The organism is Helicobacter sp. 13S00477-4, assembly GCF_002272785.1.
Lineage (GTDB): Bacteria > Campylobacterota > Campylobacteria > Campylobacterales > Helicobacteraceae > Helicobacter_J.
Map to the genome: position 1 here is coordinate 178700 of NZ_MLAS01000001.1, position 25164 is coordinate 203863.

The following is a 25164-nucleotide window of genomic DNA, read 5'->3' on the forward strand; positions in this document are numbered from 1 at the left end:
TTTTTCCTAAAATTGCATAGGGATAGCTTGATAAGCAAAATCAAACACTATCTTTCCTAAACCATAAACTTCCATTATCAATTTTGCATTCCTAGAACTTAGTGGATCAAGCTTATTAAAAGCAATCAAATAAACTTTACTCCATTTATTAGAAGAATGTAAAATTTCATCAAACTCATCTTTTTTGATTTCACGTACCCAGATAGGGGGTTTTTTAAAAAGAGTGAAATCAATCATATCATTCAAAAAAATACTTTGATCTTCACTGAAAATCTCTACAAAAAAATATTCTCTACCCCCATAAACAACATCATCTACCTCATTAAGATGGGTTGCAACAGCAATGACAACAGGTTTTTGATTTTTAATAATCTGTCCTTTCCTGCTGGCTTGAATTTTTTTTTCTGCAATAATATCAGGCTTATAGCTATCTATATAATAACTATTACAACCCAAAAAAAACAGCGCAATCAAAAAAAATATTTTGTGCATTATTAAAATCCAATTCCTATTCAAGAGTATTTCTTTAATATTTATACGATAAAATCATAATAAGATTTTATCACAAAAAATTGGAGCAAAAATGCGGCATTTGATACAAACAACTGATTTGAGCACAGATGAAATCAACCAGATTTTAGACAAAGCCAATACCTATCTAGGAGAATACAATCCCTGCACTTTAGAAGGAAAAATGGTTGTTACAATATTTTTTGAAAATTCTACTCGCACACTTAGTAGTTTTGAAATTGCTTTGAAAAGACTAGGTGCGAATGTCGTCAGACTTGATGTTAGCAAAAGCTCGACTGCAAAAGGAGAGTCTATTTCTGATACAGCTGCAAATCTCAATGCTATGAAACCAAATGCTATCATTATCCGTCATAAAAATGCTGGAGCAGGAGAACACCTGGCTAAATATGTCTCTTGCCCTATTATAAATGGAGGTGATGGAGCTCATGCCCATCCAACTCAAGCCCTTTTAGATCTTTTGACCATAAAAAATCACTTCAAAGGGAATCTAAAAGGCAAAAAAATTGCTATAGTAGGGGATATAAAAAATTCAAGAGTTGCCAATAGTAATATTGAACTACTCAGTCGCTATGGATTAGAAATCACTTTGATAGGACCACCTCATTTTTTACCCCAAACTAAACTAAAAACAAGCTCAAATCTGAAATCCATTATCAATCAAATTGACATCATAATGAGCCTAAGGACTCAAACTGAAAGGCATGATACACAAACTTATGGCTCACTCAAAGATTATGCTCATAACTTTTGTATCACCAAAGATATGATAGAAGACAAAAATATCATTATCCTCCATCCAGGTCCTGTACATAGGAATATTGATATTGAAGATGAAGTATTGAAAGACCCAAGATGCAAAGTCTTACAGCAAGCAACAAATGGAGTTGCCTTAAGAATGGCTGTTATGGAACATTTTTTATTATAAAGCATAAAATTTACAAAGAAAATTGTGTAAAAAATTCACAAAGAAAAAACCAATAAAATGAAAAAACACTAGCAAACTAGCCATAAAAATAATTTTATGTATAATGTAATGATTTTAAGAATAAAAGCCTTGTATTAGGAAATACAATAATTCAATTTAAAACAATGGAGGATTAATGTGAAAAAATCATCTTTGGGTTTTATTTCAGTAGCATTACTTACAAGTATTTCACTTCAAGCATTTGAATATACAATAACAGGCAAAGCTGAATCCTTCACTAAATATGGATTCAATCATACGCCAATAAATTCAACCGAAGGTAAATACCCAACAGAAAGTTTCACTACAATGGTGGGTTCTTTACAAATTGATATGAATCTATTGCCAAAAACATTGACTGAGCATAAATTGAATGCAGGAATTGGAGGACTAATAGGAGGATTGGCTTATGATTCTACCAGAAATTTAATTGATCAAGCAACTGGACAAAAATTTGGATCTGTTATCTATAATTATGCTGGTTATTGGGCACATTATGATGGGAATGCCTCTTGGTCAAGTACAAATACAGGTATGGCAGCAAATACAAGAAATTATGTGATCTATAATGCTTATTTAGACTATGATTATAATGGGGTTTTTGGCATAAAGGGTGGTCGTTATGAATCAAGTGCTGATTTTTCAAGTGGGTATACACAAGGTTTTGAACTTTACGCAAAATTTTCTGATTTAAAACTTTGGTGGTTTAGCTCGTATGGAAGAGGATTTGCTTATGATGAATGGGTTTATGATTTTTATGCACCAAAAACTTATACGACTTCTTCAGGTAAAATAATCAATTTAGGTATTCATGCATTTAAAGCAACTTATTATCACAATGGTATAACAGCAGCCCCTTTTATTTATTTTTCACCTAAAACTTATACCTCTCCAGGTATTGAAATTGGCTATGATACCAATCCAAATTTCAATGGCATAGGGTTCAGGTCTCAAACAACATTCATTGGTCTATTTTCCTTTTTTGACAAAAGAGTCCAAGATGTTTATAGATACGGCAACCCAACTGGCAAAAATGGACAAACCATAATGCTCAAACAAAGATTTGATATTGATAACTACAATGTTGGTGGTGGTATTTACATAAACTTCAAAAATGCTAATGCTCAAGTAGGAACTTATGGAAACCCTATTGGTATTGACTTTTGGACAGCATCTGCTTATGATATTGGTTCCTCTATTAGTGATATGATGGGCGAAGATGCCTTGAGCGGCTTTTTATATGCAGGAGGTGTACACGGAAGATTTCTTTGGGGGCTGTTAGGACGATTAACGACAAGCAAAAGGAGTGATGAACAAAGTTTAGCTCTAAATGTTGGTTATGATTTTGAAAAAAATATTTCAATTGGACTTAAACTTGAATATTTCAATGATATAACAAAAGCCGGTTATAAAGTCGGTTGCAGCGGTCCAAGTTCAACAGGTGCTTGTGCAAATCTTGCCAATCAGCCCAAAAATATATCAGACAGAAGCCATTTAATGGCATTTTTCAGGACAAAATTCTAATTATTTTCTTTAATAAACTGCTTTGCTAAAGAGACATACTATCCTCTTTCTTTAGCAAAATCACTAATGATTTATTATCAAAAATTTATTTTATAAATAAAATTTTTATTTAGTATTTATTATTAAATTGTCAATTATTTATGAATTAAATATGAATATTTATTTTTTTTCAATAAAATCAGTGGTTAACAACTTAAAATCATGGAGAAAATAATGGAGAAAATAAATGTTGCAAAAAAATATAAATACTTGATAGCTTCTATGCTTTTGATGTCGAGTCTTTATGGATTTGACTATAAAGTCAGTGGCAGTGCCATTAATTTTTCTAAATTTGGTTTCAATGATAGCAGGATTGATCCACAAAAAGGACAATACCCAACAGAAACTTTTGTCAACCTCACAGGAACACTACAAGTAGATGCCGATTTAGGTGCTGGTTTCAGTGCTGGTATAGGTGGAGCAATTGGTGGGCAAGCTTATGATTCTACCAAATTTGCAAAATATACTGATGGTTCTTTGGCTACCCCGCATGGATTAGGTTTTGAGTATATGGGTGAATGGAACGGTTGGTTTCCAAAAGATTATTATCCACCTGCTACAAGCCGAAACGCAAAAAAATATGTTATTTACAATGCATATATTGATTATAAATATGCTGATATTTTTCATATCATCGTAGGGAGATACAAATCTGATATGGATTGGTTTTATGAATACACTGAAGGAGCCAAAGCAACATTAAAACTATCTGATTTCACATTCTACGCCTTTACATCTTGGGGAAGAGGTATTGCTGATGGACAATGGCTATATAACTTTTATAGAGAAAAATATTATGGTGTCCATGCTTTAGGTGTTAGTTACAATCATAAAAATCTTACTATAGAACCCAACGTATGGTTTTCTCCAGAAACTTTTACTGCACCTTCACTCAAACTAATTTATGATACCAATCCAAATTTTCAAGGCAGTGGTTTTCGATCAAAAACCACCTTCATAGGGATGTATGTCTATCAAGCCAATAATGACAAATGGGGAAGATATGCCCCAGCTAGGTATAACACTTGGGATCCATATTTAGATGGAGGAAAGTGGAAGTATCTACAAGGTCCTGGTGGAGGAACAATCCTTGTCAAACAAAGATTTGATCTAAATAATTATAACTTTGGAGGTGGTCTGTATATAAATATTGGAAATCCAAATCCAAATATTGGTACTTACGGAAATCCTATCGGAATAGAACAATGGACAGATAGCATTTACAATATTGGTTTTGCAGGGATTAATAATATTACAGCTGCTGATGCTATCACAGTATTTTTAAAAGGTGGTGCAAGTTATGGTCAATTCAGCTGGAATATGGTTGGAAGGGTTACGACAGCTCCAAGAGCAAATGAACAAAGCTTAGCTTTATATCTTGATTATCAGTTTACAAAACATATTCAAGCAGGGCTTAAACTTGAATATTTCAATTCCACAACAAAAACTGGTTACAATCCTGGTTCAGGTCTGCTTGCTGAAAACGGTATACCTATCAATATTGATGGAAATCCAAATTTTGGCATTTCAAAAAATATCTCTCAAGACAGGAGCCATTTAATGACACATATTACTTATAGTTTTTAAAAAATATTTTTTGATAATACCTTGTAACATATCTTTAAATCTCAAAAAGTATGTTACAAAATTAAAACTTTTGTTTTTCATTTAAATCTACTTTCCATTTTTAAACTATTTTTAATATTCTCTACATTAAATATATAAATTAAATTAATTGATATGAATAAAAAAAGGAGCTTATAATGCTAAAAACACAAACTAAAAGTTTATTACTAACAGGATTATTTGTTTCTGTAAGTTGGGGTTTTGATTATAATATCAGCGGACAAGTGCAAAACTGGTCGAAATTTGGCTTTAATAATAATAAAATAGACACAATCAATGGCAAATACCCTACAGATAGTTTTTCTGTTATTTCTGCATCCTTAGGGATAGAGCTACAATTAGGAGCAGGATTTAAAGCAGGTCTTGGTGGGACGGTAGGCGGTCTTGTTTTTGATAACACAAAATTCCAGCACACGACAACAGGTGAGCTTTATGATCCTCAAGGACTCGCTTGGAATTACTTTGGTTTTTGGCCAGGTCCTGATTATAGATCCCAAATATCTGCACGCACAACAAGAAATTATCTTTTTCAAAATGCCTTTATAAGTTACCAGTATGACAAATACATTGAAGCCAAAATTGGTAGATTTTCAATACCTGGAGATTGGCTTAGTGGCTATATACAAGGTTTATGGCTACAATCTTCAGCCATCCCACACACAAAAATTTGGGCATTTACTACCAATAAAAGAGCTTCTTTAGGGGGAAAATGGCTCAAAGATTTTAAATACATGAATCAAAATATAGCCTTAGACAATGGCAAAGGGTTTTATATGTATTCATTAGGTGCAGATTTTAAATATAAAAATTTCGGAATCCAAGCCTATGTCTATGCTCAAGATTCTCGTTTCATCGCACCAGGACTTCACCTAACATATGATACAAATCCAAATTTCAATTTAGAAGGTTTTCGATCAAAAACAGAAATCATCTATTTATTCATGCAACATGTTGGTCAAGCTCTTAACAAAACAACTTCTTATAACAATTATGATATTTTTCTATACACAGGACCTCAACTTGCAGGAAAAGGTGGGCAAAGCTTGATGATAAGACAAAGTTTTGACATAAATAACTATAGTTTTGGGGCTATAGTTTATAAAAACTTTGGCAATCCTAATGAATTCCTCACACCCTATGGGGATCCAACTGGTTTTGATAACTACGACAATAGTGTCTATGATAGCACTGCTTGGAATAATGTTTTCCGCAGAGATTCGATCAATGGTTTTATATTTGCCTCGGGTAAATACACCCATTGGAGCTGGGGATTTCTTGGTCGCATCACGCACAGTCCAAGAGCTGATGAACAAGCTGTTTCTTTAAATTTTGATTATAAATTCCCTTTGAATATCACTGCTGGGATTAAGCTTGAGTACTACAATAACACTACATTCAGAGGATATACATTGGGTTATACAAGCCATCAACCAAAACCAATGCCATTACAATCAAATGTAACACAAGATAGGAGTTATGTCTCAACCTATATTTCGCATAATTTTTAATATTTATGCCCTAGTTAGATATAATAAAAATTTAAAATACAAAATCTAAAATATGGAACTGGAGATAATATATTTGTGAAGAAATTGTTTTTTTTATCCTTTAGTGCCTATCAAGCAATCTTTGCATTTGAATATCATTTTACAGGAGATATTGCTAATTACTCTAAATTTGGATTCAATCATTCAATTATAGATGAAACAATAGGTCAATACCCTACAGATAGTTTTTCTATCCTTTATAGTGATCCATCTTTTGATTTTAATTTTTCAAATCATTTTAGTGCAGGGATAGGATTTGCATTTGGGGGAATTATTTATGATTCTACAAAATTTGACAAAGATATCAAAGGTAAACTTCTCAATCCTGATGGTCTAGCTTATAAATATATGGGTTATTATAGTGGGCATGATGGAAAAGAAAAAGCTACTCCAATGGATACAAAAGACTATTATTTTTCAAATTTTTTCATTGGTTATGATAATGATTTTTTTAGTTTTAAAATAGGAAGATTTTTATTCAAAAATACTGATTGGCTTACTGGCAATCAAGAAGGTATTGAAACCCACCTAAAAACTAAACATATTGATACATGGGGAGTCATAACACATAAAAAATCTTCTTTAGGTGGAAAATGGCTCAAAGATTTTAAATACATCAACTCATCAACAATGCCAACATTTGCAATAGGTAGCAAAATCACTTATCCAAAAATAACATTCATACCCTATATACAAACACAACCAAACTTATATTTAATGACAGGATTTCACAGCACTTACCAAGATAGCTTTACACTTTGGGAAATCCCTATATATTCTCAGACTGATATTTTTGGTTTTTATGTTCATTATACTCCATCAGCTAAAAAACGCATCTCAACTTATGATGATGGCAATACACCTGTATTTGGACCCATCAACACACCAACTCTTGATGGTTACAAGGGTAGACTTGTAGGGCAAGGTGGCGAAAGCTTTTTACTCAAACAAATTTTTAGAATCCCTCAAAAGAATCTTAAGCATCATTTTGGATTTCAAATTTATAAAAATTTTGGGAATGCAAATGAATTCATAGGAGGATATGGAAATCCACTCGGATTAGACCTCAATGATAGCACTATATATGATAGAGGCACAGCTAATAATGCTATTTTTGCCACCGACGCATTTAATAACATTGTCTTTTATGGACTGAAATATCAAAAATTAAACATTAATGTGGTCAATCGTTATACTATCAGCCCTAGAAGCAATGAAGAAAGCTTATCATTAAATATGGATTATATTTTAAAACAAAAAACTAGCTTTGGCATTAACCTTACTTATTTTGATGATACTACCAAAAAGGGTTATCAGATCTATCAAACTTATCTCAATCATAATATTAGGGAAGATAGAAGTTATCTCTCCACCTATATAAAACATAGTTTTTAGATTATGATCATATTCAAAATAAAATCAAGACACAAAACTTTGTAGGAAAAAATATGAAAACAATCATCAAAAAAACCCTATATCTTATTTCTATACTTTCATTGCCTCTTTTTTCTTTTGATTATAAAGTCAGGGGACAGGCAAGTAGCTTTTCAAAAATAGGTTTTGATGGAAAAAAATATGATCCTAATAAAGGGATATATCCCACAGAAAGTTATGCAACTATGATGGGAGAGCTTGATTTGGATATGAATCTTGCCGAAGGACTTAATATAACTATTGGAGGAATGATCAATGGAATTGTCTATGATTCTACGCTTTGGCAAGGAGATGGTCCATTGGCAACTGAATATATAGGTTGGTATGCTGGACATAGCGGACAAATACAACAACAGCCAAGATTTTATATGATTCACAATGCTTACATTAGCTATGATTATCAAGGTATCTTTGGATTCAAGGCTGGACGATACGAAACCACAGGATATGACTGGTTTAGTGCTTTTAATCAAGGAGTAGAGGCTTATGTTCAATATAGCGGGATAAAAATTTGGGGATTATTTTCTGATGCTCGTGCTTCAGCATATAATGATTGGTTTTGGCCTTATGGTAGATATTATAGCACAGGAGCTCCTTTTTTTGCTGCTGGTATAAAATATTCCAAAAATGGCTTGAGTGTTTCTCCTTATATTTATTATATTCCAGAAAGTTTAAATGCCCCAGGATTTAATATCACCTATGATACAAATCCTAATTTTGATCAAAAAGGTTTTCGTATGAAAACGACTATTGTAGGACTTTTTCCATTCTATAGTCAAACGACTCCAACTTCAAGAGATGTGATTGTATTTGGAGAATTATTGGGTAAAAATGCACAAACTTTATTTATCCGACAACAATTTGATATTGATAATTACAGCTTTGGTGGCATTGTTTATAAAAACTTTGGGAATGCAAATGGAAAAATCGGGATATATGGAGACCCTATTGCTTATAATGTATGGACAGGAAGCGTTTATGATTCTGGACCATCTTTGTCAAATATGATAGGCAAAGATGCTTTAAGCTGGTTTTTATTTGTAGGTTCACAAATAAAAGATTTTAACTGGCAGTTGCTTGGGAGGATAACAACTAGTCCTAGAGCAAATGAACAAAGTTTAGCACTCTATTTAAGTTATGCCTTCAACAAACATATTGATGCAGGGCTTAAACTTGAATATTTCAATGATACCACACATAAAGGCTATCACATTGGTAATGGTCCAATACTTCAAAATAACAATAAGTCTGACAGAAGCCACGCAATGGTGCATATCACCTATACTTTTTAATCTATATATTTAGTTTTGATTATTTCTTTCAAAATTAGTTTATAATTCTAAAAATATATTGAATTTAATACCTCTCAAAGACAAGGAAAATAAATGAAAAAACCAAAGATTTTATTATTGGGTGCAGGTTATGGCTGTTTGAGTTTTTTAAAAGAACTGAAAAAAGATATTTTCAAAGCAGCTCAATTCACACTTATCAATAATAATACTTACCACTATCATACAATAGTTTTGCACGAAGTTGGTGCAGGAGCAAAAAACAAAAGTACTCAATATGATCTCAAAAATATTTTGCCCAAAGAAGTTGAACTCATCATTGATGAAGTAACAGAAATCAAACAAAATTGCGTAATCACTAAAAATAAAAGTTTTGATTATGATTATTTAATCATTGGTTTAGGGTTTCAATCTGATTCTTTTGGAATCAAGGGTATTGAACAATACTCTTTGAGTATTACATCTTTTTTGAGTGCTCAAAATATCAGTAATCATATTCAAAATAAACTCAAATTTTACCTTGAAAACAAAGATAACAATGAACTCAAATTTATTGTCTGTGGGGGTGGATTCACTGGTATTGAATTTAGTGCTTCATTAGCACAAGAACTTCATAAAGAAGCTAAAAAACTCAATATAGATACTAGCTTGATTGAAATTTCTTGCATTGAAGCAATGCCTCATATTCTCCCAATGTTTGATGAAAATATGTCTAAAATGGCTGTCCAAAGGCTTCAAAATCTAGGGATAAAAGTATGGGAAAATTCTAAAATACTAGAATGTCAAAAAGATGGGGTTATCATACAAAATGAAGATAAAGAGAAAAAAATCACAGCACATACAATCATCTGGAGTGCAGGAGTCAAAGGAAATAGTGTGATTGAAAATTCCAATTATTTTGAGAGCAAACGTAGCAAAATTGAAATTGATGCTTTCCTACACCCAATCCAAGAACTCCCCAATAAAAATAAAATCTTTATACTCGGAGATTGTGGTGCATTACAAGATCCTAATACCAAAAGATTCTTTCCACCAACTGCCCAATTAGCGACACAAGAAGGGAAGTATCTTGCAAAAAACATAAATGTATCATTGTTGGGAAATCAACCCAAAAATCCATTTGTATTCAAATCCGGCGATAGTATATGTTCATTAGGAAAAGGATATGGGCTAGGAACTGTAAATGGCAGGAATATTTCTGGTTTCAAAGCTTATATACTCAAACGCATCATAGAAAATTTATGGAATATTAAGATATCTGGCTTAAGCAGTATTTTTAAAAAAGATTAAGAATGTATATTATTTTTTATTTATCAACGATCTTTAAATTCAAATTATCATTAGTATAATATTTTTAATAATCAAAAATATATGAATACTTTATTTTGATTGTTTCAAAAAGAAAAGAGTTAAAAATTTAAATCTTCATTTATTGACTTCTTGTTTCAAATAATACTAATATGCTTTAAGATCTAAAAATTTTTAAGGAAACTCTAATGAAAGAAGTAGTCATCGTAGCAGCGAAAAGATCTGCTATTGGAAATTTTGGTGGGAGTTTAAAAGATATTTCTCCTGTCAATCTAGCTTCACAAGTTTTAAAAGCCACTTTTGAAGGAATACAACTTTCCCCTAAAGAGATAAATGAAGTCATCCTAGGTCAAGTACTTCAAGCAGGCAATGGTCAAAATACAGCAAGACAGGTTGTCATAAAATCTGGACTCCATCAAAATACACCTGCTTATACTGTCAATAAAGTATGTGGTTCTGGACTCAAAGCTGTAGCATTAGCCTACCAATCAATACTCAGTGGAGAAAATGATTTAGTAGTAGCAGGTGGAGTTGAAAATATGAGTCAAACACCTTATTTACTCAAAAAAGCAAGGTTTGGCTACAAAATGGGCAATGCCGAAATGATTGATTCTATGATTATTGATGGTCTATGGTGTGCAATGAATGACTACCACATGGGACAAACTGCAGAAAATTTATGCAAACTTTATCAAATCACTCGACAAGAACAAGATAATTTTGCCCTCAATTCGCAACAAAAAGCATTCAAAGCACAACAATCAGGAAGATTTAAAGATGAAATCATTCCTATTGAAATCCCTGACAAAAAAGGTATTAAAATTTTTGATAACGATGAATTTATCCGAGCAGATTCCTCATTAGAATCCCTCTCAAAACTAAAACCTGCTTTCAACAAAGATGGGAGTGTAACAGCAGGAAACTCATCAGGTATTAATGATGGAGCGGCTATAGTTATCTTATGTAGCAAGCAAAAAGCTCAAGATTTAGGATTAAAACCATTAGTGAGCATAGAAGGTTTTGGAACAGCTGGTGTTGATCCAAGCATTATGGGTATTGGACCTGTTGAAGCAACAAAAAAAGTCCTTCAAAAAACAAAATTAAACTTAGAACAAATAGATTTGATTGAAGCTAATGAAGCTTTTAGTGCTCAAAGTCTTGCTATAGATAAAGAATTGCACTTTAATCCAGAAAAGCTGAATGTGAATGGGGGTGCGATCGCATTAGGACATCCTATAGGTGCGAGTGGTGCTAGGATTTTAGTAACCCTTATTCATGAAATGCTCAAACGCAAATCAACCTATGGGCTTGCTACTTTGTGCATAGGCGGAGGACAAGGCATCGCAAGCATTATAAAATCTTGCTAGATTTAAAATAAATCACATAAGGAAAAAATAATGAGCAAAATTATTCATAATTTAGACGAAGCTTTAAAAACACTAAAAGATGGTAATACTCTTCTAGTCGGTGGGTTTGGGCTATGCGGAATACCAGAAAAATGTATTCAAGCAATCAAAAACAAAGGTACAAAAAATCTTACTATTGTTAGCAATAATTGTGGTATTGATGACTTTGGATTGGGTATTTTACTTTCCAACAAACAGATAAAAAAAATTATCGCATCTTATGTAGGAGAAAACAAAACTTTTGAACAACAATTCATCAATGGAGAGATTGAAGTTATCCTTACTCCTCAAGGAACACTTGCAGAACAACTTCGAGCTGGAGGAGCAGGTATTCCTGCATTTTATACACCTGCAGGGGTAGGCACTCTTATTGCAGAAGGTAAAGAAACCAGAGAATTTAATGGCAAAAAATATCTTTTAGAACAAGCTATCAATGGGGATTTTGGTATTATAAAAGCCCAAAAAGCAGATACTTATGGCAATTTGATTTTTAACAAAACTGCCAGAAATTTCAATCCTCTATGTGCAATGGCAGGAAAAATCACAATTGCTGAGGTTGAAGAAATCGTAGAAATCGGGGAACTCAAACCTGATGAAATCCATCTGCCAGGTATCTATATCCAATATATTTATCAAGGACAAAACTACGAAAAAAGAATTGAAAAAATTACCACAAGGGAGGTATAAAATGTCTGGTAGAGAACTTATCATCAAAAGAGCTGCACAAGAAGTCAAAAGCAATATGAATATCAATCTAGGGATAGGAATGCCAACACTGGTAGCTAACAATCTACCACAAGGGGTTGAAAATGTCATGTTCCAGTCAGAAAATGGAATGTTAGGCATTGGACCTTACCCTTTAATCGGTGAAGTTGATCCTGATTTGATCAATGCAGGTAAAGAAACTGTGAGTTCTATCAAAGGAGCTAGCTATTTTGATAGTGCAGAATCTTTTGGAATGATACGTGGAGGTCATATTGATTTAGCGATATTAGGAGGGATGGAAGTTTCTCAAAATGGAGATTTAGCCAACTGGATGATTCCAAAAAAACTTGTCAAAGGAATGGGTGGAGCGATGGATTTAGTCCATGGTGCAAAAAAAGTTGTTGTCATAATGGAACATACCAACAAAAATGGTGAAAGTAAAGTCAAAACAAAATGTGACCTACCCCTCACAGGATGTGGAGTAGTGAATCTATTGATCACTGATCTTGGAGTTTTTGATTTTTTAGAAGGCAAAATGAGGCTTATTGAGCTCCAAGAAGGTATTACACTACAAGAAATTCAAACAAAAACATTAGCTTCTTTTGAAAATTGCCTGAAAGGATAAACAAATGCTTAAAAATAAAATTACTATCATTACGGGTGCAGCAAGTGGTATTGGGTTACATATTGCTCAAGGTTATCTCAAAAAAAATGCAAAAGTAATCCTTTCTGATATCAATGAAGAAGGATTACAAAAAGTTGTTGCTGAAGAAAAATCTAAAGGAGGAGATTGTATTGGTATCAAATGCGATGTGACCAAAGAAGATGAAATAAAAAATCTCATCATGCAAAGTCAAAAAAACTATGGCAGGATTGATATCCTTATCAACAATGCAGGTTTACAACATGTAGCAAATATTGAAGATTTCCCAACAGAAAAATTTGAATTCATGATAAAAATAATGCTTACAGCAGCATTCATAACAACTAAATATGCCTTTCCTATAATGAAAGAGCAGAATTTTGGTCGCATCATCAATATGGCTTCTATAAACGGTGTCATTGGCTTTGCTGGTAAATCTGCTTATAATAGTGCCAAACATGGTCTCATTGGACTGACAAAAGTAACTGCATTAGAAGGTGCCTTAAAAGGTATCACTGCAAATGCAATTTGTCCAGGCTATGTAGATACACCTCTTGTAAGGGGTCAAATGGCAGATTTAGCCAAAAATAGAGGGGTCAGTATTGAGCAAGTTTTAGAAGAAGTCCTTTTTCCCCTTATCCCTCAAAAACAATTAGTTGATATTAATGATATTGTTGAGCTTGCATTATTTTTAAGCTCTGAACATGCCAAAAATATAACAGGTCAAAGTATGATCATTGATGGGGGCTATACCATTCAATAAAAACTATACAAGGAAATAAAAATGCTAGGTATTCTTTTAGGACTGATTGTTATTATGGTTTTAGCTTATTTGGGGTGGTCTATCATTTGGGTTGCCCCTATTGCAGCAGGAGTTGTTGCACTCACTGGTGGACTGGACTTGTTATCAAGCTATACCGGTCCTTATATGAGCGGTTTTGTAGGTTTTGCAAAAGACTGGTTCCCAGTATTTATGCTAGGTGCAATATTTGGAAAATTAATGGAATCTACAAAAATGGCAAATTCTGTCGCTATAATGATTAGCAAAATAGTGGGTAAAAAACAAGCTATTTTAGGCATATGGCTTGCAGCTGCTATCCTAACTTATGGGGGTGTAAGTCTTTTCGTGGTGGTATTTACAGTCTATCCCCTAGCATTATCTTTATTCAGAGAGGCAAACATACCTCGCAGGCTTATCCCTGGTGCGATCGCATTAGGAGCTTTTACCTTTACAATGGTAGCCCTACCTGGAACACCTCAAATCCAAAACCTCATCCCTATGAAATATTTTCATACTACACCTACTGCAGCACCTTTGATGGGCATAATTGCTGCTATTATTATGGCAGTTGGGGGACATTTTTATCTCATTTATAGAGAAAGAAAACTTAAAAAAAATGGAGAAAATTTTGATGAACCTCAAAGAAAAATCAATGATGAAAACATCATAAAAACTCCAAATTTTATCATTTCAATTTTACCTTTGATTGCAGTAGTATGTGCATTGAATTTTGCTAAAATTCCTATCATCCCCTCTCTTCTTTTGGGGATTATCCTTATCATTATATTAGATTTCAAAAACTTCAAAATATTCATTTCTTCTATCAATGAAGGAGCCAATAGTTCTCTCATAGCTATTATCAACACAAGTGCAGCTGTTGGATTTGGAAGTGTTATCAAAATTGTCCCGGGTTTTGACAAACTTACCCATTTTTTGATGAATATCAAAGGAAGTCCTTTAATATCTGAGGCCATTGCTATCAATATCCTTGCTGGAGCTACTGGCTCTGCTAGTGGAGGGATGGGGATTGCACTAGAAGCTTTGGGAGAGAAATATTACGAAATTGCTTTGGAACAAAACTTAAATTTAGAGCTTTTTGCTAGAGTAGCCTCAATATCATCAGGAGGATTGGATGTTTTACCTCACAATGGAGCTGTTTTGACTCTTTTAGCCGTAACAGGAATGACTCATAAGAAAAGCTATTTAGATATAGGTATAGTCGGGATTATAATCCCATTGATTGCATTAGCTTTTGTGATCTTTTTAAGCTATATGGGATTACTCTAATCCCTCTACTATGCAAATGATAAAAATCATTTTCAATCAAAAACGATAAGAATAATTAAATGTCAAATAACTTTGAATCAATATAGGACCATTCACTACATGTGATAAATTAGTCTGTAAAAATTTACTCAAAAGTTCAAATTGATGGTGAGAATAATAATAGTGGATTCCAATCACAGGATAAATATCTTGGACAAAAAGATTTTTATTAGGTGTTGAAGGTGTGGTATATTTTGCATATTTAGAAGCAGGAGTCGCAGGCACTGGAGTCGTATCAAAAAACCAATCTGCCTCATAACCTAACCCAACACTCAAACCCAAAGTTTGCTTACCTTTTTGGAAAAAATCCCATAAATATTTCACATCAAAACCAAACTTCAAGGGAATGTAGGTCTTAGAATCAGGTACAGCTTTTACGCTTGAAGTTCCATATTTAGGAGCAGGCATATCAAATTTATTGCCAAAACCAGAATGCAAATAAACTGAACCCTTTATCCCATGCTTTTGCTCAATATCAAAATAACGTTGATAACCACCCAATACTCCAAGATCAAAAGTAACTTTTTTTTGACTATCTATTATATACGAATCTCCTAAGACCGCCTCAACGCCAACAAAAAAACCATTTTTATCAATTTGAATCATCTGTAAGTCTTTTTTCTTCTCTGCTAAAATATTATCAGCAAAAACAAAATTCAAGAATAAAGCCCCTACCATAAATACATATATTCTTTTTTTCATTTTATTCCTTTCTTTTTACTAAAATTAAATATCATATTAATCAAATACAGAATAAAATTTTATCACAACTATCAATTATTTATGAATTTTTTTTGAGTAAAAAAGTTACAATTACAAAATAAATTATATTTTAATATAATTTTCAATACAAGATAGACTCAATAAGCATAATATAGCAACCTTCAATCTGTATTAGAAAATTTTATATAAGCAATAAAAGCTTTTCTAAATATATTACCCAGCCAACTAGATACTTCATCATTAAAATTGTAAATATTAATCATTTATTGATATATTTTTTTATATCTGGTTCAAAAGCAGACTAGAAAAACAATACAAACAAACAACCACAAACAAAAAGGAGTAAAAATGCAATACTTTAAAAATGCTAAGGTTTTTCAAGATAATGGTGCTTTCTATGAAGCTATGGGGATTAAAAATGGCAAAATTTCTTGGCTGGGCAAAAATACAGATATTAAAAATGAAAATGCTATTGATTTAAAAAACGCATTTGTCATCCCAACATTTATTGATTCTCACACTCATCCTACAATGGTAGCAAAAAATATTGATAGAACTCCTTGTTTGCCACCAATTGTAAATTCGATTGCTGAAATGATTGAAGTGCTTAAAAAATCACCTTTCAATACGGGCAACTCCGATCAATGGATAGAGGGTTTTGGATGGGATGAAAATGTCCTTGAAGAAAAAAGAGTTCCAACCTGCAAAGACTTGGATAAAGTTTCTCTCAAACAACCTGTAATGATCTATCACTCATCCTATCACCTTATTGCTTGCAATTCCAAAGCATTAGAAATAGCTAATATCAACAAAAATACCAAAGATCCTCAAAAAGGCAAAATCGGTAGATTTGAAAATGGTGAACCTAATGGGATTTTTTATGAAGCTGCTGCTATTAATCTAATCAGAGACAAACAAAAGCCTGATAGTTTTGAAGATATAATCAATCAAATCCTAAAACTTGGCAAAAGATATAATGAGCTTGGAATCAGTGCAGTAAGTGATATGGTCAGTCTTTTTGAACCTTACGATCAAATCACACTATATGAAAAAGCAAGAGAAAAAGGTTTTTTACAAAAAGTTGTACTCTACTATGATTGGAATGACATTAAAAAACATGGCAAAAAACCTCTTATAAGGAAGCATGGAGATATTTTTATTGGTGGGATAAAGCTATTTATGGATGGTAGTATTGCTGGACGAACAGCTTTTATGAAAAAAGATTATCCTAATAGCAAAGACAAGGGAATGAAACTAATGGATAAAGATGAATTGCTAGAAGCAGTCGATTATGCCAAAAAATATCAATTACAAATCGCTATCCATATAATGGGGGATGCTTCAATACAGTTTGTCATTGACACACTCAAAGATATAGATCCTTGGATAAAAGACGCCCCTACCATTCGCCTTGAACATGCATCTATTATGTCTGTACCAATGCTCAAACAGCTCAAAGAAGCAAAAATGACTTTTGGTATCGCTCCACAACCTATATTTTTATTTGCTGAATATATTGCTTATAAAAATAATTTAACACCTGATCTATTATCCATAGCCTATGGAATGAAAACAGATGATGAATATGTGTTGACGACCCTATCTAGCGACGCTCCAGCAACACTTTGGGCAAACCCTGAAAATCTATATGTTTCACTTCAAGCAAGCGTAGATCGAGTGAGTGCAAATGGTGAGGATATGAACAAAAAAGAAGCTATAAGTGTTCCTAAAGCTATTGATATGTTATCAATAAATGGAGCAAAAATTATGGGTCTTACTCAAACAGGAAAGCTTGAAGTTGGTTATGATGCTAACTTCCAGATTCTAGATAAAGATATTTTTACTATGCCTACTAGCAAATTAAGCGAAGTCTTACCAAAAGAAGTTTATATCAATGGAAAACAAGTTGTCTAAAATTACTATTTAAAGGTTTTTAAAAAAGCCTTTAAATTCCTTGCTGCTTGTCGGATACGATTCTCATTTTCTATGAGTGCGATACGAACATAGCCTTCTCCATTTTCACCAAACCCAACACCCGGACTCAAAGCAATCTTAGCCTCTTTTAACAATCGTTTTGAGAACTCTAAGCTACCTAAATGTTCTACACAAGGAGGGATCTTAGCCCAAATAAACATACTTGCTTTGGGCTTTGCCATTTCCCAGCCTGCTTCTTTAAAACATTTTATCAAAACTTCCATCCGTTGCTCATACTTAGAACGAATAGAATCTACACATTCTTGAGATCCTTCCAAAGCAATAGTAGCAGCAATTTGCATAGGAGTATATATGCCATAATCAATCCAACTTTTAATCTTTTGCAAGGCTTCAATCATTTTTTTATTCCCTACTACAAAACCAATCCTCCAGCCTGCCATATTATAGCTTTTGCTCAATGTATAAGTCTCCACAGCTACATCTTTAGCTCCTTGTACTTCCAAAATGCTTGGAGTCTTATACCCATCAAAACACAAATCTGCATAAGCTATATCACTAATGATATAAAATCTCTCTTGTTTTGCCATTTTTACAAGACGTTCATAAAAACTCTTATAAACAATTACAGTCGTAGGATTATGAGGAAAATTTACAACTACAAATTTAGGTTTTGGCATAGCTTCTTTCAATACTCTTGAAAGATTAGCAAAAAAGCTATCTTCACAAAGCTCCATATTTTCATTCCATTTAATGCCAAACCTAGCAACATTTGCACCATTTAAGATAAAAGCATAATAATGGATAGGATAAGCAGGTTCAGGAACAATAGCATTATCACCCGGATTGGTAATAGCTTGCACTAAATGAACATAGCCTTCCTTACTTCCCATACTCACACAGACTTCTGTATTGGGCTCTAAATCAACATTATATTTTTTTTTATACCAATTACATATACCTAAACGTAACTTATAAATGCCCTTACTAGCAGAATACCCTTGATTTTTAGGCTTATTTGATGCCTCACATAACTTTTGAATAATATGTTCAGGAGTATGCCCATCTGGATTGCCCATACTAAAGTCAATGACATCTTCATTATGCCCTCGCATTTCTGATTTGATTTCATTAATAGCGGCAAAAACATATTTTGGTAAACGTTTAATTTTTTCAAACTCTATTTCATCAAACATAAAAAACCTTAATCATTCAGAAGTCTCAAACTGAATTTGAATGCCATTTTTTATTATAGCAGGATTTTGAGTATCACTAATCATAATGAAACGAACCCCATCCAAAAGACTAAAAGTTATTTTATTTGTTGGTGTAGTTTGATTGATAAGATTGATGATTTGCAAATTCTTGTCATAAAGTATGATCCTAGGATGCCAAGAAGAAGTTTTTGCCTTGATAGCAATATTGCCACTATCCTGTGTGCTGAACCAATATTCTCCACTCACATCCCTCACATCAATAATACCATCAGCAGATGATATTTCTCTAGCATTAGCAAGCTTAGGATCTATCAATTCAATATCATATTCCCAATCATAAATAGAATTTCTCTTAATATCTGTAAAAAAATACCCTCTTTTAAGAAGCTCATTGATTACAATAGATGGATCTAAAGCATGTTCTGTAGAAAAGCTAAAAGTTATTTTAGCAATACCATCAATATACTCAGCCTTTGAAACTGCAAAATATGAATAACCCATTGAAGAAAGTGTGCTATTGATACTACGAGTTAGGAAAATTGGTGTTGTTTGTGATACAAATGCAACATTGAGTTCTGCAGGTTCTTTAAATTTTAAAACCAATAAACCATTATCTTTCAAGGTTGCCATGAGTTTTTGAATATCAATCCTACCATCAGTATAAAAATCATTTTTATTTTGAAAAATCCTATCAATAAAATTTCTATTTACATTATAAGATTGCATTCCAATGAGGTTTTGTATCTTGTCATCTAAAGCATCACCAAAAACCATACACAATGACAAACCAAAATAAAAAATAATCCTAAAAATCATTAATCTTTGCCACCTGCATTATCCTTTATATCTTGAGTATTTTTATTGCTTAATTTTAAATATTGTGTATATTTGATATGCGTTAAGCCATCATTTGGAGTATATAAAAAACGCATAGGATAAGACTTGCTATAATGCTCAACCTTATTCCCTTCTCTTAATTCAAACTCACCATGACCAAAAGATATTAATAATTTATTATTCCCTGTCTCTATAGAATAAGGTTTAGAAGTAATAGTTTCTGATTTTTGTCCGTTACTCAAATCTATGATTTCAATCCAAAGTTCCTTATCTGGATTGATTGTTATTTGGGATGATAAAGATTCTTGAGTTGACACATTAGGGATTTTTTGAGGAGAATCTTCAGCAGGAGGCATAGATTCCTCAGATTGATTTTTTTGTGAGGTAAAATCTTGTTGTCCTTCAGTATTTTCTGAAAGTTCATCGCTTTTTGGTTCTTTATTTATTTGCAATGCTTGATTTTGTGACAAAGTAGTTTTTGATTGGTTATTTCCAAAAAAACTTTTATACATAAAATAACCCACCAATACTATAACTACAATTATCAAAGAAAGATAAAATCTCTTTTTTAAAACAAATTGTTTCTTCCTCTGTTCTATCAAATCATCCTTTTGCTTTTGTGTATCAAAATTCAAGCTACCAACACCAAAACCCTCATTATTAACAGTAGGGATTTGCTCGTAAGTATTTACATCAAAAAAAATATTTTCATCATATTCTTCAAGCCACTGACTCAAATCTAACTTATACTCCCTTTCTAGGATATTTAAAAAACCTACTACCCTAACCCTTTGAAGATTTGAAAATCTTTTTTCAAGTATATCTTCAATTTTACTCATTGAAATTTTAGTGGTTTTGCTAATCTCTTTGACACCAATTTTTTTGAGTACCAATATTGCCTCTTCCATATCAACACATCCTATTTATCAAGATACCAGCAGCTACGCTTACATTAAGAGAATTAAAATCTTTTTTCATTTCAATCCTAACTATTTTATCAAGTTTTGATAAAATTTTCTTATTCAATCCTTCTCCTTCAGCACCTAAAAATAAAGCCCATTTATCTTTTATTTGGATACTTTTAATATTTTCACCCCTAATGTCGGCTCCATAACAATAAGTATTCTCATTTTTTAGCTCATTTATGACATCTAAAACATTTTTATTCACACAAAAAGGCATATCAAACATAGATCCGACACTAGAACGCAATACACCCTCATAAGAAAAATTTTCACACAAGCTCAATACAATGCCATCAATGCCTAAACAATAAGCTGTCCTAAAAATTGCTCCAATATTCCCAACATCAGTAATACCACACAAGACTAAAATCTTATTATATTTTTTTATCTCTTTAAATGCAAGACTTACAGGCGGAACAATCCTAGCTAAAAACCCTTGATGATTCCCTCCTTTTGACATTGCTTGAGCCTTTTTAGAATCCAAACGAACAATAGCACGATTATCCCTAGCTATCAAAGAAAATATTTTAGGTTCAACCTCTTTGGCTAAATATATTTCTTCAATATACTGTGGGTATGATTCCACCAAATGCAATACAACTTGTTTTCCATAAACAATCATCGCTTATCACTTTGTTCACAAATTTTTTTATAAATAGATTTTATATCTGCATTTTGGAGTTTTCCAAGTATTTTGGCTTTAATCTTTGGAGGTATATCAAGATGCTGGATTTGATGCAAAGATAAAGTAGGTTCAACATCACGATTTGATTTTAATACCAATACCCATTCTCCACTAATATTAGACGTTTTGATTTGAGAAAAAACTTCAGAACTCAAACCTACAAAATACTTTTGATGGATTTTCGTCATTTCTTTGATAGCATACAAATAAACATCTGGACACAAAGAAGCAATATCCTCTAAAGATTCCAAAATCCTATGAGGACTCTCATACAAAATTATCGAAATATTTTGCTCAAACCTAGCACAACTCTCCAAAAGATTTATAATTCTATTTTTCCTATCTTGTTGTTTGGGAGGTAAAAATCCACCGAACAAAAAACCATCTGTTTTGATTCCAGAAAAACAATAAGCATTGATTGCTGCACAAGGTCCGGGCAAAACATCATAAGTAATATTATTTTCAATAGCATAAGCCACTAAAGACATACCTGGATCACTGACACAAGGCATTCCTGCATCACTCATAAAAACGACATTGTTTTTAACAAAAAAATCTCTTTGAATGTTGTGTAAAAATTCTTTTTCATTATGAGAGTGAAAAGAAACAAATTCTTTTTCAACAAAAATATGACTAAAATTTGATTGTATCAGGGGATTTTTTTTAAAAAGGGAAACTAATCTTTTGCTAACTCTAATATCTTCACACATCAAAATAGAAGCTTGAGCTAAAACTTGCAATGTCCTGATAGTAACATCAGCAAGATTACCTATAGGCGTAGGCAAAAAAGTCAACACGACATTATTTTAAATTATATTTTTGTCTAAATTTTTCAACTCTACCAGCAGCATCTGCAATTTTATCACTACCTGTATAAAAAGGATGACAAAAACTAGAAATATCAATCCTAAGCTCACTTTTAGTACTCATAACCTCTATCTCTTTTCCACTCGTGACACAGGTAACCTTACATGGGATATATTCAGGATGGATGCCTTTTTTCATTTACTATTCCTTGAAACTTGACAGTCTTAAATTTAAGCTAAGGATTATAACTTATATTTCCTTAGATTTTATTAAATTTTATAGTAATTTTACCTTATCCTAGATTCTATCAAACTTTTTGTATACAACTCCTTAGGCTTACCAAACACATCCATAACACTACCACTCTCTATCAATCTACCATTTTGGAGTACTATTACCCTATCACAAACTGCTTCAATCACATCTAAATCATGACTAATAAACAAATAACTCAAGCCAAACTCTTCTTGTAACCTTAAAAGAAGTTCTAATATAATTTTTTGCATTCTCTTATCAAGTGCTGAAGTTGGCTCATCAAGGACAATAATCTTGGGTTTCAAAATAATAGCTCTAGCAATAGCAACTCTTTGTCTCTGCCCACCACTAAGCTGATATGGGAAAAAATTGGCAAAATCACCATCCAAACCCACATCATCTAAAATCTTTTCAATCAATACGTGATAATCATTTGCTTGAAGATATTGCAATCTAAGAGCTTCCGAAATAATATCTCTGACCCGCATTCTTGGATTGAGAGAAGCATATGGATCTTGAAAAACAACTTGAATATCCTTCCGGTAAGGCTTAAATGTTTTTTGATTCAAAGTATCAACCCTCTTGCCCAAAAGATATTCTTCTCCTTGGCTTTTTATGAGTTTTAATATCCCCATAGCCAAACTGCTTTTCCCGCTACCTGACTCTCCCACAATACCCAAAGTTTCTCTCTCATACATTGAAAAATTTATCCCTAAAAGTGCTTGCTTAAAATCTGTTTTAAAAAAAATCTTCTTTTTGCCATAAATAATCCCAAAATTCTTAACCTCAAAAATCTTTTTATTTGTGGGTAAAATAGATTTTTTTGGCAAATTTAAAGAATCTAAAAGTTTTTTAGTATAAGCATTTTTAGGTTTTTCAAAAATATTTTGTGTCTGTCCTTCTTCACATATTTTACCTTTATTAACTACATATATCCTATCAACAAATCCCCTAATCACACCCAAATCATGACTGATAAGCAAAATTGCTATTTGATTTTGCTCACCCAATGTCCTTAGTAGCTCTAAAATCTGTTTTTGAATATTCGCATCTAAAGCTGTAGTAGGTTCATCACAAATCAAAATTTTTGGTCGATTCACAATCCCCATAGCAATACTAACCCTTTGCCTCTGACCACCACTAAGCTGGTATGGATAACGATTTTTGAGTCCAAGCTCTAAACCTGTCTGCAAAAAGACTTCATCAACTTTCTTCCACATTTCTTTTTTACTCAAATATGGGCAATGCAATAATAAAGACTCTAAAACTTGAAATCCAACCTTCTGCAATGGATTTAGGCTTGAAAGGGGTTCTTGAGCAACATAAGCAATATCTCTACCACGAATCTTCCTCATAAAATCATCATCTAAAGTAAGCAAATCATAACCCTCAAATTCAATCACACCTGATTGAATAGCAATAGGCAAATGCGAACGAAGTATGATATTGGCTATCAAACTTTTCCCACTTCCTGACTCACCTACCAGACCAACTCTTTGAGCCTTGCCTATTCCTAAAGATATATCTTTCAGACAAAAACCTTCTTCAAAACTACAGTTCAAATGTGAAATTTTTAAGATTTCATTTTGTAGTGGCATCAAATGCATCCCTAACTCCTTCTCCGATAAATACAAGCACCGAAAGAAGCAAGCTTACAGATAAAAAACCTACAATAGCTAAGTGTGGCGAAGAAAGATTATTTTTTCCCTGATTGAGCAACTCTCCTAAAGAAGCACTCCCTACAGGCATACCAAAACCCAAAAAATCCAAACTCACCAAAGTTGCAATACTACCAGCCATGATAAAAGGAATATAAGTAATCGTAGCTACAAGTGCGTTGGGTAAAATATGATAAAAAATTATTCGCAAATCACTAGCTCCAAGCGACTTAGAAGCCTTTACATAATCCATATTCCTCGCACGTAAAAACTCTGCCCTCACAACACCACTCAACCCCATCCAACTGAAAGCTAAAACTAAAGCTAAAACCCACCAAAAATTTGGCTCTAAAAAACTAGAAATCACTATCAATAAAAATAATATAGGTATGCCACTCCAAATCTCAATGAATCTTTGCCCAAATAAATCACTTAAACCCCCATAATATCCTTGTAAAGCACCTATACCTACTCCTATTATCACGCTAAAAATACTCAATACCAGTCCAAAAAATATTGACACACGATACCCATAAATCAATCTAGCTAACACATCCCTAGCCTGATCATCTGTACCTAGCCAATGCTTGGAGTTTGGAGATGTGGGGGCAGGACTTTTTAAATCCATCACAATCGTATTGTAGCTATAAGGGATGGGGGCATCAATAACAAAAGCATTTTTTAATAAATTTTTGACATAAGGATCATTATAATTAGGTTCTGTATAAAAATCTCCACCAAAGACTTTTTCAGGATAACTCACAAACATAGGAAAATATGCCTTAGAGTCTTTATAGATAAAAAAAGGTCTTTCATTGGCAAAAAATTCTGCACCCATTGAAAGCATAAACATCAAAATAAAAATCCACAAAGAATAAAAAGCTCTTTTATTGGCTTTGAAGATTCTCCAACGTCTATATATCATTACAGACTCTGAAAATTTCAAAAAGCCCATTCTATTT

The 25164-nt window shown here is 32.7% G+C and carries 23 protein-coding genes; 13 read left to right on the forward strand and 10 right to left on the reverse strand.

The genetic code is table 11. From position 1 onward, the window contains the following. Positions 1–6 precede the first annotated feature (6 nt). Positions 7–492, reverse strand: a complete 486-nt coding sequence (locus tag BKH44_RS00865; RefSeq protein WP_095269176.1) for a hypothetical protein — start codon at positions 490–492, stop codon at positions 7–9. A 91-nt stretch (positions 493–583) separates the two neighbouring features. On the opposite strand from BKH44_RS00865, the gene BKH44_RS00870 reads away from it, so the two are divergent. The 12 genes from BKH44_RS00870 to BKH44_RS00925 all read left to right on the forward strand — a co-directional run bounded on the left by BKH44_RS00870 (position 584) and on the right by BKH44_RS00925 (position 15084). Further along, positions 584–1456 (forward strand): aspartate carbamoyltransferase catalytic subunit, encoded by an 873-nt coding sequence (locus tag BKH44_RS00870; protein WP_095269178.1) that lies wholly within the window; start codon positions 584–586, stop codon positions 1454–1456. Positions 1457–1633: 177 nt separating this feature from the next. After that, on the forward strand, positions 1634–3019 hold the full coding sequence (locus tag BKH44_RS00875) for an outer membrane family protein (RefSeq protein ID WP_180674069.1): 1386 nt from the start codon (positions 1634–1636) through the stop codon (positions 3017–3019). Between the two features lie 213 nt (positions 3020–3232). Beyond that, the gene (locus tag BKH44_RS00880; RefSeq protein WP_257842560.1) at positions 3233–4645 is read left to right on the forward strand and encodes an outer membrane family protein; all 1413 of its coding nucleotides are present in this window, start codon (positions 3233–3235) and stop codon (positions 4643–4645) included. A 176-nt stretch (positions 4646–4821) separates the two neighbouring features. Then, positions 4822–6192, forward strand: coding sequence for an outer membrane family protein (locus BKH44_RS00885; RefSeq protein WP_095269181.1), 1371 nt, complete (start codon positions 4822–4824; stop codon positions 6190–6192). Between the two features lie 75 nt (positions 6193–6267). Further along, positions 6268–7626 (forward strand): outer membrane family protein, encoded by a 1359-nt coding sequence (locus BKH44_RS00890; protein WP_180674070.1) that lies wholly within the window; start codon positions 6268–6270, stop codon positions 7624–7626. 53 nt (positions 7627–7679) lie between these two features. Further along, positions 7680–8957: an outer membrane family protein gene (locus BKH44_RS00895; RefSeq protein WP_095269185.1), complete on the forward strand. Its 1278-nt coding sequence runs from the start codon at positions 7680–7682 to the stop codon at positions 8955–8957. Positions 8958–9050: 93 nt separating this feature from the next. Further along, positions 9051–10244: an NAD(P)/FAD-dependent oxidoreductase gene (locus tag BKH44_RS00900; RefSeq protein WP_095269186.1), complete on the forward strand. Its 1194-nt coding sequence runs from the start codon at positions 9051–9053 to the stop codon at positions 10242–10244. A 206-nt stretch (positions 10245–10450) separates the two neighbouring features. Further along, complete coding sequence (locus BKH44_RS00905) at positions 10451–11629, forward strand: acetyl-CoA C-acetyltransferase (RefSeq protein ID WP_095269188.1); 1179 nt, start codon at positions 10451–10453, stop codon at positions 11627–11629. 30 nt (positions 11630–11659) lie between these two features. Further along, positions 11660–12355 carry a CoA transferase subunit A gene (locus BKH44_RS00910; RefSeq protein WP_095269189.1) on the forward strand — a complete coding sequence of 232 codons (696 nt, stop codon included), beginning with the start codon at positions 11660–11662 and terminating at the stop codon, positions 12353–12355. A gap of 1 nt (position 12356) precedes the next feature. Further along, positions 12357–12998: a 3-oxoacid CoA-transferase subunit B gene (locus BKH44_RS00915; RefSeq protein ID WP_095269191.1), complete on the forward strand. Its 642-nt coding sequence runs from the start codon at positions 12357–12359 to the stop codon at positions 12996–12998. Between the two features lie 4 nt (positions 12999–13002). Next, positions 13003–13779 (forward strand): 3-hydroxybutyrate dehydrogenase, encoded by a 777-nt coding sequence (locus BKH44_RS00920; protein ID WP_095269192.1) that lies wholly within the window; start codon positions 13003–13005, stop codon positions 13777–13779. A gap of 21 nt (positions 13780–13800) precedes the next feature. Next, positions 13801–15084, forward strand: a complete 1284-nt coding sequence (locus BKH44_RS00925; protein ID WP_095269194.1) for a GntP family permease — start codon at positions 13801–13803, stop codon at positions 15082–15084. 36 nt (positions 15085–15120) lie between these two features. Here BKH44_RS00925 and BKH44_RS00930 read toward each other — a convergent pair whose 3' ends face one another. Then, on the reverse strand, positions 15121–15825 hold the full coding sequence (locus BKH44_RS00930) for a hypothetical protein (RefSeq protein WP_095269195.1): 705 nt from the start codon (positions 15823–15825) through the stop codon (positions 15121–15123). 369 nt (positions 15826–16194) lie between these two features. On the opposite strand from BKH44_RS00930, the gene BKH44_RS00935 reads away from it, so the two are divergent. Further along, positions 16195–17760: an amidohydrolase gene (locus BKH44_RS00935; protein ID WP_095269197.1), complete on the forward strand. Its 1566-nt coding sequence runs from the start codon at positions 16195–16197 to the stop codon at positions 17758–17760. Positions 17761–17765: 5 nt separating this feature from the next. Here BKH44_RS00935 and BKH44_RS00940 read toward each other — a convergent pair whose 3' ends face one another. The 8 genes from BKH44_RS00940 to BKH44_RS00975 form a co-directional block, all read right to left on the reverse strand. After that, positions 17766–18974 (reverse strand): LL-diaminopimelate aminotransferase, encoded by a 1209-nt coding sequence (locus tag BKH44_RS00940; RefSeq protein ID WP_095269199.1) that lies wholly within the window; start codon positions 18972–18974, stop codon positions 17766–17768. Between the two features lie 12 nt (positions 18975–18986). After that, positions 18987–19811 (reverse strand): hypothetical protein, encoded by an 825-nt coding sequence (locus tag BKH44_RS00945; RefSeq protein ID WP_095269200.1) that lies wholly within the window; start codon positions 19809–19811, stop codon positions 18987–18989. Beyond that, positions 19811–20740 (reverse strand): hypothetical protein, encoded by a 930-nt coding sequence (locus tag BKH44_RS00950; protein WP_095269202.1) that lies wholly within the window; start codon positions 20738–20740, stop codon positions 19811–19813. Before BKH44_RS00950 ends, BKH44_RS00945 begins: the two co-directional genes overlap by 1 nt. Before the next feature lies 1 nt (position 20741). Next, positions 20742–21419 (reverse strand): 23S rRNA (guanosine(2251)-2'-O)-methyltransferase RlmB, encoded by a 678-nt coding sequence (gene rlmB, locus BKH44_RS00955; RefSeq protein ID WP_095269204.1) that lies wholly within the window; start codon positions 21417–21419, stop codon positions 20742–20744. Beyond that, entirely contained in the window at positions 21416–22279 is an 864-nt protein-coding gene (rsmI, locus tag BKH44_RS00960) for a 16S rRNA (cytidine(1402)-2'-O)-methyltransferase (protein ID WP_095269206.1), read from the reverse strand. The genes rlmB and rsmI overlap by 4 nt, the downstream gene beginning before the upstream one ends. A 4-nt stretch (positions 22280–22283) precedes the next feature. After that, a complete protein-coding gene (gene rpmE, locus BKH44_RS00965; RefSeq protein ID WP_095269207.1) occupies positions 22284–22487 on the reverse strand; it encodes a 50S ribosomal protein L31 in 204 nt (67 codons plus the stop codon). 89 nt (positions 22488–22576) lie between these two features. After that, a complete protein-coding gene (locus BKH44_RS00970; protein WP_095269375.1) occupies positions 22577–24124 on the reverse strand; it encodes an ABC transporter ATP-binding protein in 1548 nt (515 codons plus the stop codon). 1 nt (position 24125) lies between these two features. Beyond that, the gene (locus BKH44_RS00975) at positions 24126–25127 is read right to left on the reverse strand and encodes an ABC transporter permease (RefSeq protein ID WP_095269373.1); all 1002 of its coding nucleotides are present in this window, start codon (positions 25125–25127) and stop codon (positions 24126–24128) included. Positions 25128–25164 lie beyond the last annotated feature (37 nt).

Excerpts from the sequence above, each read along its gene's own strand:
- BKH44_RS00865 (WP_095269176.1), bottom strand. The coding sequence starts at position 492 with ATGCACAAAATATTTTTTTTGATTGCGCTGTTTTTTTTGGGTTGTAAT.
- BKH44_RS00870 (WP_095269178.1), top strand. The coding sequence starts at position 584 with ATGCGGCATTTGATACAAACAACTGATTTGAGCACAGATGAAATCAAC.
- BKH44_RS00880 (WP_257842560.1), top strand. The coding sequence starts at position 3,233 with ATGGAGAAAATAAATGTTGCAAAAAAATATAAATACTTGATAGCTTCT.
- BKH44_RS00885 (WP_095269181.1), top strand. The coding sequence starts at position 4,822 with ATGCTAAAAACACAAACTAAAAGTTTATTACTAACAGGATTATTTGTT.
- BKH44_RS00895 (WP_095269185.1), top strand. The coding sequence starts at position 7,680 with ATGAAAACAATCATCAAAAAAACCCTATATCTTATTTCTATACTTTCA.
- BKH44_RS00900 (WP_095269186.1), top strand. The coding sequence starts at position 9,051 with ATGAAAAAACCAAAGATTTTATTATTGGGTGCAGGTTATGGCTGTTTG.
- BKH44_RS00905 (WP_095269188.1), top strand. The coding sequence starts at position 10,451 with ATGAAAGAAGTAGTCATCGTAGCAGCGAAAAGATCTGCTATTGGAAAT.
- BKH44_RS00910 (WP_095269189.1), top strand. The coding sequence starts at position 11,660 with ATGAGCAAAATTATTCATAATTTAGACGAAGCTTTAAAAACACTAAAA.
- BKH44_RS00915 (WP_095269191.1), top strand. The coding sequence starts at position 12,357 with ATGTCTGGTAGAGAACTTATCATCAAAAGAGCTGCACAAGAAGTCAAA.
- BKH44_RS00920 (WP_095269192.1), top strand. The coding sequence starts at position 13,003 with ATGCTTAAAAATAAAATTACTATCATTACGGGTGCAGCAAGTGGTATT.
- BKH44_RS00925 (WP_095269194.1), top strand. The coding sequence starts at position 13,801 with ATGCTAGGTATTCTTTTAGGACTGATTGTTATTATGGTTTTAGCTTAT.
- BKH44_RS00930 (WP_095269195.1), bottom strand. The coding sequence starts at position 15,825 with ATGAAAAAAAGAATATATGTATTTATGGTAGGGGCTTTATTCTTGAAT.
- BKH44_RS00935 (WP_095269197.1), top strand. The coding sequence starts at position 16,195 with ATGCAATACTTTAAAAATGCTAAGGTTTTTCAAGATAATGGTGCTTTC.
- BKH44_RS00940 (WP_095269199.1), bottom strand. The coding sequence starts at position 18,974 with ATGTTTGATGAAATAGAGTTTGAAAAAATTAAACGTTTACCAAAATAT.
- BKH44_RS00945 (WP_095269200.1), bottom strand. The coding sequence starts at position 19,811 with ATGATTTTTAGGATTATTTTTTATTTTGGTTTGTCATTGTGTATGGTT.
- BKH44_RS00950 (WP_095269202.1), bottom strand. The coding sequence starts at position 20,740 with ATGGAAGAGGCAATATTGGTACTCAAAAAAATTGGTGTCAAAGAGATT.
- rlmB (WP_095269204.1), bottom strand. The coding sequence starts at position 21,419 with ATGATTGTTTATGGAAAACAAGTTGTATTGCATTTGGTGGAATCATAC.
- rpmE (WP_095269207.1), bottom strand. The coding sequence starts at position 22,487 with ATGAAAAAAGGCATCCATCCTGAATATATCCCATGTAAGGTTACCTGT.
- BKH44_RS00975 (WP_095269373.1), bottom strand. The coding sequence starts at position 25,127 with ATGATATATAGACGTTGGAGAATCTTCAAAGCCAATAAAAGAGCTTTT.